This is a genomic window from Treponema sp. R6D11, assembly GCF_054786075.1.
Genome location: NZ_BDHD01000112.1, coordinates 1 through 6,003 on the forward strand (window position 1 = coordinate 1; position 6,003 = coordinate 6,003).

Sequence of the window (6,003 nt, forward strand, 5' to 3'; positions counted from 1 at the left end):
TTTAAGTAAAGGGTAACAATGTACATTAATTGACCATTTTCCGGCTTATGTGCATAATTAAGCCATGAAAGCGGGTATTATCGGCGCGACAGGGTATGCCGGGGCCGAATTGGCGAGGCTCCTTTCGGGGCACCCAAAGATTGATAAATTGGTACTTTCCTCGGTAAGTTTTGAAGGGGACAATATAGAAGAAGTCTACCCTAACTTTTTGGGCAGGCTCTCCTGCAAACTTCAAAAAGCCGAAGATGTCGTCGCCGCGGCCGACGTGGTTTTCGCGGCCTTGCCCCATGGGGTAGGGGAGCCGTTCGCCGCCTCATGCATGGAACGGAAAATTCATTTTATAGACTTTTCCGCCGACTTCCGATTTGACGACGATGAAGCCGTCTACACGGCGTGGTATGGAAAAAATTATAAATACCCCGAACTGCACAAGAACTCGATTTACGGCCTAGTTGAATTAAACAGGCAAAAAATAAAAAACCTCGCGGCAAAGGGACCGGTCATTATAGGCAATCCCGGCTGTTATCCCACGGGCGGCTCTTTGGGCGCGTTCCCCGCTCTGGCGAAGGGGTTGAATTGCCTTGACGCGCCCGTCATCGTAGACGCGGTTACGGGCGTTACTGGCGGCGGCAGGGAGCCGTCCCGCTCCTTCCACTACGCCGAATGCGCCGATTCCGTCTCGCCGTACAAAGTCGCCTCCCACAGGCACTCGCCGGAAATCGCGCGAAACTTGGCGGCGATGGCGGCAACGGGCAACAATTCCGCCCCGCGCCTTATTTTTACCCCGCGCCTCGCGCCCTTAAACAGGGGAATCCTAAGCGTCATTTACATTCCGCTAAAAGAGAACTGGCGCGTAAAAGTGGGCGACGCGAATCTGCCGCCCTCAAAAGAAATCGAGGCGAAGGCCGATGAAATCCGCAAACTTTACTCCGATTTTTACAAGGGCGAGCCTTTTGTGCGGATACTGCCCGCGGGCCTTCCTGCCGCGACCAACAGAGTGCGCCAGTCGAACTTCTGCGACATCTCCGTCCATATCGACTTAAACGGTTCAACGTTGATTGTTACCACCGCCATAGACAACATGGTAAAAGGGGCGGCGGGTCAGGCGGTTCAGAATATGAACGTCCTTTTCGGTTTTGACGAAAAAGCCGGCCTTGACGCGATACCGGCGCTATTCTAGCGGCGCTTTTTTAGGAATAAAAATGAAGGAAATAACAGGCGGGGTTTGCGCCCCAAAAGGTTTTCTCGCCGGCGGCATACGTTGCGGGATAAAGCCAAGTTCACAAAAAAAAGATTTGGCGCTTATCTACTCGAAAAAACCCTGCGAAGCGGCGGCAATGTTTACGTCTAACAAGGTATGTGCCGCGAGCGTTCAGGTAAGCAGGGAAAATATCGCCGGCGGAAAATTGCGCGCCATAATAGCCAATTCGGGCAACGCAAACGCCTGCACGGGGCAGGAAGGCATGACCGCCGCAAAGCGCATGGTTCAACTTGCGGCGGACGCGCTTGGAATTCCCAATAGCGAAGTCGCCGTCGCTTCCACGGGAGTCATCGGCGTGCCTTTGCCGATTTCGGTAATAGAGAAAAATATCGGCGCGTTAAAGGCAAGTCTGCGAAAAGACGAGATGGGCCACGCCGCCGCGCTAGAGGCGATTATGACGACCGACACGCGAAAAAAAGAAATCGCCGTGGAAGCGGAAGTAGGCGGCAAACCTGTCCGTATCGGGGCAATGACGAAGGGTTCGGGCATGATTCATCCCAACATGGCGACAATGCTCGCTTTTATCACAACGGACGCGGCGGTGGAAAACGCGGCGCTCCAGTCCGCTCTTCGCCTCGCCGTGAAACGCTCCTTTAACCGCCTTACCGTGGACGGGGACACTTCCACCAACGACATGGTAGTCGTAATGGCGAACGGCGAGGCGGGGAACGCGCCCGTCAACGCTTCGGATTACGGCGCATTTTACGAAGCGCTCGAACACGTCTGCGTAGCCCTCGCGAAAAAAATGGCGCGGGACGGGGAAGGGGCGACAAAACTTGTTACTGTAACCGTAACAAACGCGGAAAGCGAGGATATTGCCGAAACCCTCGCGAAATCAGTCGCCTCTTCAAGTCTTGTAAAAGCCGCCTGCTTCGGCGCGGACGCGAACTGGGGGCGGGTGTTATGCGCCCTAGGTTACGCCGGGGCTGACTTCGCGCCTGAAAAGACGGATGTGTCGTTTAAGAGTACGGCGGGGGAAATACAGGTCTGTAAAAACGGCGGCTCCGTTCCTTTCAGCGAGGAAATAGCGAAAAAAATCCTGTCCGAAGAAGAAATTGAGATACTGGTCGACTTGCATTCAGGGGGCGAAAAAGCGTCCGTTTGGGGGTGCGATCTCACTTACGATTATGTTAAAATAAACGGGGATTACAGATCATGAAGGAACAATTTTCAGGCGAATCAAGGGCGGGGATACTCGTTAACGCGCTTCCGTACATTCAAAATTTTCAAGGTAAAATAATCGTCGTAAAATACGGCGGGAATGCCATGCAGAGCGAAGAACTGAAAAAAGCCGTAATCGAAGACATAATCCTTATGGCGTGCGTCGGGATACGCACGGTGCTTGTGCATGGCGGAGGCCCCGAAATCGAGGCGATGTTGAAAAAGACGGGCAAGGAGAGCAAGTTTATCAACGGGCTCCGTTACACCGACGAGGAGACGATGGACATAGTGCAGATGGTTCTGTGCGGAAAAGTGAACAAGGAGATAGCTGCCCTTATAGAAAAAAACGGGGGCAGGGCAATCGGCTTGTGCGGGATAGACGGCGGCATGTTAAAGGCGCGCAGGATTAAAGGGGAGGCCGATCTTGGGTTTGTGGGGGAAATCGAACAGGTAGACATAGAGCCGTTAATCTCAATTTTGAATTCAGGCGCGATTCCGGTCATATCCTCGGTCGCCTACGGTCTTGGGGAGGACGAAGGAAAAGCCCTCAATATTAATGCCGATATAGCCGCAGCCAAAATAGCGGCCGCCCTTAACGCCGAAAAACTGGTGCTTATGACCGACGTACGGGGCATTTTACGCGATGTAAAGGACGAAAATACCCTTATTAAAGCCGTGGAAAGGCCGCAGTTGGACGCCCTTAAAAAAGAGGGGATTTTAACCAAGGGAATGATCCCCAAAGCGGACTGTTGCGCCCTCGCACTGGACGGCGGGGTGAAAAAAGCCCATATAATCGACGGGCGGCTTCCCCACGCCATACTTATCGAACTGTTTACCGACGAGGGAATCGGCACCATGATTTCGCCCTAGATACTGGACAAAGATCGCTAAAATTTGCTAAAATGCCGTAAGATACGAGGAGGTCAGTTGGCTGAGAAAGATTTACGCATAAATGAGCAGATTCGCTCGCGCGAAGTACGTTTAATCCGTGATGAGGGTGAAGAACCTCAGGGGGTTATGTCCGTCGCACAGGCGCTTGAGCTTGCGAAAGAAGCCGGCCTTGATCTTGTTGAAGTTGCGCCGCAGGCGGTTCCGCCCGTGGTAAAAATTTTAAACTTTGGAAAGTTCAGGTTTGAAAACGAAAAGAAGCTTCGGGATTCTAAGAAAAAGCAAAAGCTTTTGAAGCTTAAAGAAATCCGAATGCAGCCTAAGATCGACGACCACGATCTGGATTTCAAATCTAAACATATAAAAGAGTTTTTGTCCGAAGGAAACAAGGTTAAAGTTACGATCCGTTTCCGGGGACGCGAACTTGCCCATACGGAACTGGGTTTTGACGTGATGAAGGACGTGCTTTCCCGTATTGAGGGCGAGTACGTTATGGACAAACCGCCGGCTATGGAAGGGCGTTTTATGTCCATGGTTCTGGGACCTAAACCCAAAAAGTAGGAAAGAGAGGAAGTATATGCCTAAGATGAAAACAAAAAAAAGCGCCGCGAAGCGTTACACCTTTACCGGCACAGGCAAGGTAAAGTACAAAAAACAAAACCTTCGCCATATCCTGACAAAAAAGTCATCTAAGAGGAAACGGGGACTGCGCCACGCCGGAATTCTGGCGAGCGAAAACGTGCCGGTAATCAAGAAAAAACTCTTGCCGTACGGGTAAGGGATCACAAGGAAAATTTGAGAGGGAAATTATGTCGAGAGCGATAGACGGTTCCAAAAGAAAAAACCACCGCAAAAAAATACTTAAACTTGCGAAAGGCTACTGGGGACGCAGAAGCACCAACTTTAAAACCGCGAAAGACGCGGTCGCCAAATCCTTGGTGTACGCGTACCGCGACAGGAAGGACAGAAAGGGCGATTTCCGCCGTATTTGGATCATAAGGATCAACGCCGCGTGCAGGGAGAGGGGACTTACCTATTCCCGCCTGATAGCCGGCCTTGACAAGGCGGACATTAAAATCGACCGCAAGGCGCTTGCGTGGCTCGCCACCGAAGACACCGCCGCTTTTAACGCGGTTGTGGAAAAAGTAAAAGCCGCGCTGGGAGCGTAAAAGATGATAAGCCTTGAGCAAGTCCAATTACTGGAATCAAGAGTCACCAAGGCGCTTGAATATGTGCAAAAGGTAAACGAGGAAAACGCGGCATTAATTTCGCAGAGGGAAGAGTTACAGGAAAAACTTGACGCCAACCAAAAACGGATAGACGAGCTTGAAGTGCTTGTGATGCGCTTTAAGAAAGATCAGGGGCGCATTGAAGACGGAATAGTCGCGGCCCTTGACCGCCTAAGCCAGTTTGAAGAGGCGTTTGAAAGCAGCCTGACAGCAAGCAGTCTGAAGGAAAAAAACGTAAAGAAGCCCGCCGCAAAAAAGGCAAAACCGGAAGAAACTGAGACGCAGGCCGCGTCCGCCGCGACAGCCGCACCGGGCGTGTTTTTTGAAATTCAGGAGAAAGAAACAAAAGAGGTTTCCGCGTCTTTGGAAGAGGAACTTTCTTCGGACAGTGAACTTGACATTTTTTAGGGGTTTTTATGGCCAATGAAATATGTCTGGACATTTTAGGCGCTTCATTTACGATAGACGCCGACGAGGACAAAGAGTATCTTAAAAAGGTGCTTGAACAGTACCGGTCGGCCATAGAAAACACACAAAGCATATCAGGAATCACATCCCCCCTTAATATCGCAATTTTAACAGGTTTTATGCTATGCGATGAAATCAACAAAATAAAACAGCAAGTGGAAGGCGAGTCCGCCGAATTGCAACAGCGGACTGAAAATCTGATAGCAAAGCTGGATCAGGCTTTAAAGACCTGCGATGGAAATTAAACTTTATAAGCTTTTCAACCCTATTAAACACTACGAATGGGGGGCGATGGACTTAATCCCCAAATTTACAGGTATGGAAAACAAGGATATGCGCCCCTGCGCCGAAATGTGGATGGGAACCCATCTGTCCCCTTCGCAGGTCAAGCAGGGCGATAACATGATAAGCCTTGCGCAGGCGGTGGGAAGGGAACTTCCGTTTCTTTTTAAGGTGCTTGCGGTAGAAAGACCGCTTTCCATTCAGGCGCACCCGGACAAGGTCCAGGCGCAAGAAGGGTTTGAACGTGAGAACAATGAGGGCATTCCGATAGAAGCGCCCGAGCGTAATTATAAGGACGCGAACCACAAGCCCGAAATTATCTGCGCCCTTACGCCTTTTACGATGATGGCCGGTTTCCGCGATCCCGGAAACATATACCTTTCCCTGAAAGATTTTATAAATATAGCCCCGCAGTTAAAGGAAATAATTACCCCTTTAATGCGCGCCCTTGAATCCGATTCACTTGCGATTTTTTTAAACGTGCTTTTTCATATTACAAAATCGGAAAGGGAATACCTTGCCGATTTTATTAATAAAAACGAAATACGCGAAACGGAAAACATTTCATCTGAACAATCTCAGCTTATGAAAAATTTTGCAGACGAATATCCGTCGGACGCGGCGGTTTTATCCCCCCTTTACCTTAATATTATCACGCTGCAAAAAGGCCAGGCCGTTTACATTCCGGCGGGCATTCTTCACGCCTATATACGC

The 6,003-nt window shown here is 50.4% G+C and carries 9 protein-coding genes; all 9 read left to right on the forward strand.

Annotation, left to right across the window (positions count from 1 at the left end; translation table 11 throughout):
- Window positions 1–64: 64 nt before the first annotated feature.
- Window positions 65–1,180 carry an N-acetyl-gamma-glutamyl-phosphate reductase gene (argC, locus tag ACYVTD_RS09160; RefSeq protein WP_461247475.1) on the forward strand — a complete coding sequence of 372 codons (1,116 nt, stop codon included), beginning with the start codon at window positions 65–67 and terminating at the stop codon, window positions 1,178–1,180.
- Window positions 1,181–1,202: 22 nt separating this feature from the next.
- Window positions 1,203–2,420 (forward strand): bifunctional glutamate N-acetyltransferase/amino-acid acetyltransferase ArgJ, encoded by a 1,218-nt coding sequence (gene argJ, locus ACYVTD_RS09165; RefSeq protein WP_461247476.1) that lies wholly within the window; start codon window positions 1,203–1,205, stop codon window positions 2,418–2,420.
- A complete protein-coding gene (argB, locus tag ACYVTD_RS09170; protein WP_461247477.1) occupies window positions 2,417–3,292 on the forward strand; it encodes an acetylglutamate kinase in 876 nt (291 codons plus the stop codon). Before argJ ends, argB begins: the two co-directional genes overlap by 4 nt.
- Before the next feature lie 57 nt (window positions 3,293–3,349).
- Complete coding sequence (gene infC / locus ACYVTD_RS09175; RefSeq protein WP_461247478.1) at window positions 3,350–3,871, forward strand: translation initiation factor IF-3; 522 nt, start codon at window positions 3,350–3,352, stop codon at window positions 3,869–3,871.
- A gap of 16 nt (window positions 3,872–3,887) precedes the next feature.
- Window positions 3,888–4,088, forward strand: coding sequence for a 50S ribosomal protein L35 (gene rpmI, locus ACYVTD_RS09180; protein ID WP_461247479.1), 201 nt, complete (start codon window positions 3,888–3,890; stop codon window positions 4,086–4,088).
- 31 nt (window positions 4,089–4,119) lie between these two features.
- The gene (rplT, locus tag ACYVTD_RS09185; RefSeq protein ID WP_461247480.1) at window positions 4,120–4,479 is read left to right on the forward strand and encodes a 50S ribosomal protein L20; all 360 of its coding nucleotides are present in this window, start codon (window positions 4,120–4,122) and stop codon (window positions 4,477–4,479) included.
- 3 nt (window positions 4,480–4,482) lie between these two features.
- Window positions 4,483–4,947, forward strand: a complete 465-nt coding sequence (locus ACYVTD_RS09190) for a cell division protein ZapB (protein WP_461247481.1) — start codon at window positions 4,483–4,485, stop codon at window positions 4,945–4,947.
- A gap of 8 nt (window positions 4,948–4,955) precedes the next feature.
- Entirely contained in the window at window positions 4,956–5,252 is a 297-nt protein-coding gene (locus ACYVTD_RS09195) for a cell division protein ZapA (RefSeq protein WP_461247482.1), read from the forward strand.
- The coding region (manA, locus tag ACYVTD_RS09200) for a mannose-6-phosphate isomerase, class I (RefSeq protein WP_461247483.1) at window positions 5,242–6,003 on the forward strand (762 nt) is incomplete at its 3' end. The genes ACYVTD_RS09195 and manA, both read left to right, overlap by 11 nt.

What these genes read in the sequence shown, in the direction of transcription:
- ACYVTD_RS09190 (WP_461247481.1), top strand. Translation starts at nt 4,483, where the DNA reads ATGATAAGCCTTGAGCAAGTCCAATTACTGGAATCAAGAGTCACCAAG.
- ACYVTD_RS09195 (WP_461247482.1), top strand. Translation starts at nt 4,956, where the DNA reads ATGGCCAATGAAATATGTCTGGACATTTTAGGCGCTTCATTTACGATA.
- rpmI (WP_461247479.1), top strand. Translation starts at nt 3,888, where the DNA reads ATGCCTAAGATGAAAACAAAAAAAAGCGCCGCGAAGCGTTACACCTTT.
- rplT (WP_461247480.1), top strand. Translation starts at nt 4,120, where the DNA reads ATGTCGAGAGCGATAGACGGTTCCAAAAGAAAAAACCACCGCAAAAAA.
- argB (WP_461247477.1), top strand. Translation starts at nt 2,417, where the DNA reads ATGAAGGAACAATTTTCAGGCGAATCAAGGGCGGGGATACTCGTTAAC.
- argJ (WP_461247476.1), top strand. Translation starts at nt 1,203, where the DNA reads ATGAAGGAAATAACAGGCGGGGTTTGCGCCCCAAAAGGTTTTCTCGCC.
- argC (WP_461247475.1), top strand. Translation starts at nt 65, where the DNA reads ATGAAAGCGGGTATTATCGGCGCGACAGGGTATGCCGGGGCCGAATTG.